Below are 1,824 nucleotides of genomic sequence, written 5' to 3'. Positions count from 1 at the left end.
GGTTGCCCCCGGGGCCGGTCGAGGGACTGGTGGTGGGTGTGCGTCCGTTCCTTGAGAACTCAACAGCGTGCCAAGTAGTCAATGCCAAATTATCCCGTTCGTGGGGGTGGCTGGTCACCGTTGTGGTGGTTGGTTGTTCCTGCGGGTGGTTCCTTTGGTGTGACAGAACATTGTCAGCTTGATTGTTTTCGGGCTGGCGTGAGTTCTGCTCTTGCCAGATCTATTTGCGGCGGCTGGTCATCTTCGGGTGGTTGGTTGTCGTGCTTCGTTTTGTCCTTATGGACTTCAACGGAGAGTTTGATCCTGGCTCAGGACGAACGCTGGCGGCGTGCTTAACACATGCAAGTCGAACGGTGAACTCAGGGCTTGCCCTGGGGGATCAGTGGCGAACGGGTGAGTAACACGTGAGCAACCTGCCCCTGACTCTGGGATAACTCCGGGAAACCGGTGCTAATACCGGATATGACCTGCGTGGGCATCTGCGTGGGTGGAAAGATTTATCGGTCAGGGATGGGCTCGCGGCCTATCAGCTTGTTGGTGGGGTGATGGCCTACCAAGGCGACGACGGGTAGCCGGCCTGAGAGGGCGACCGGCCACACTGGGACTGAGACACGGCCCAGACTCCTACGGGAGGCAGCAGTGGGGAATATTGCTCAATGGGCGCAAGCCTGAAGCAGCGACGCCGCGTGAGGGATGAAGGCCTTCGGGTTGTAAACCTCTTTCAGCAGGGAAGAAGCGAAAGTGACGGTACCTGCAGAAGAAGCACCGGCTAACTACGTGCCAGCAGCCGCGGTAATACGTAGGGTGCAAGCGTTGTCCGGAATTATTGGGCGTAAAGAGCTCGTAGGCGGTCTGTCGCGTCTGCTGTGAAAACCTGGGGCTTAACCCCGGGCTTGCAGTGGGTACGGGCAGACTAGAGTGCGGTAGGGGAGACTGGAATTCCTGGTGTAGCGGTGAAATGCGCAGATATCAGGAGGAACACCGGTGGCGAAGGCGGGTCTCTGGGCCGTAACTGACGCTGAGGAGCGAAAGCATGGGGAGCGAACAGGATTAGATACCCTGGTAGTCCATGCCGTAAACGTTGGGCGCTAGGTGTGGGGCTCATTCCACGAGTTCCGTGCCGCAGCAAACGCATTAAGCGCCCCGCCTGGGGAGTACGGCCGCAAGGCTAAAACTCAAAGGAATTGACGGGGCCCCGCACAAGCGGCGGAGCATGCGGATTAATTCGATGCAACGCGAAGAACCTTACCAAGGCTTGACATGCAGGGAAATCCTCCAGAGATGGGGGGTCCGCAAGGGTCCTGCACAGGTGGTGCATGGTTGTCGTCAGCTCGTGTCGTGAGATGTTGGGTTAAGTCCCGCAACGAGCGCAACCCTCGTTCTATGTTGCCAGCACGTGATGGTGGGGACTCATAGGAGACTGCCGGGGTCAACTCGGAGGAAGGTGGGGATGACGTCAAATCATCATGCCCCTTATGTCTTGGGCTTCACGCATGCTACAATGGCCGGTACAATGGGCTGCGAGACCGTAAGGTGGAGCGAATCCCAAAAAGCCGGTCTCAGTTCGGATTGGGGTCTGCAACTCGACCCCATGAAGTCGGAGTCGCTAGTAATCGCAGATCAGCAACGCTGCGGTGAATACGTTCCCGGGGCTTGTACACACCGCCCGTCACGTCACGAAAGTCGGTAACACCCGAAGCCGGTGGCCCAACCCCTTGTGGGAGGGAGCTGTCGAAGGTGGGACTGGCGATTGGGACGAAGTCGTAACAAGGTAGCCGTACCGGAAGGTGCGGCTGGATCACCTCCTTTCTAAGGAGCGTCTGG

General features: G+C 58.3%; 1 rRNA gene. It reads left to right on the top strand.

The annotated features are described in order from the left end of the window. The first annotated feature begins 285 nt into the window (after positions 1-285). Positions 286-1,809, top strand: a 16S ribosomal RNA gene (locus ACYVQV_RS18925). Positions 1,810-1,824: the final 15 nt, after the last annotated feature.

Source organism: Thalassiella azotivora (assembly GCF_054781695.1).
Note: the sequence above shows the minus strand (reverse complement) of the source record. Positions and strands in the feature narration are given on the sequence as shown.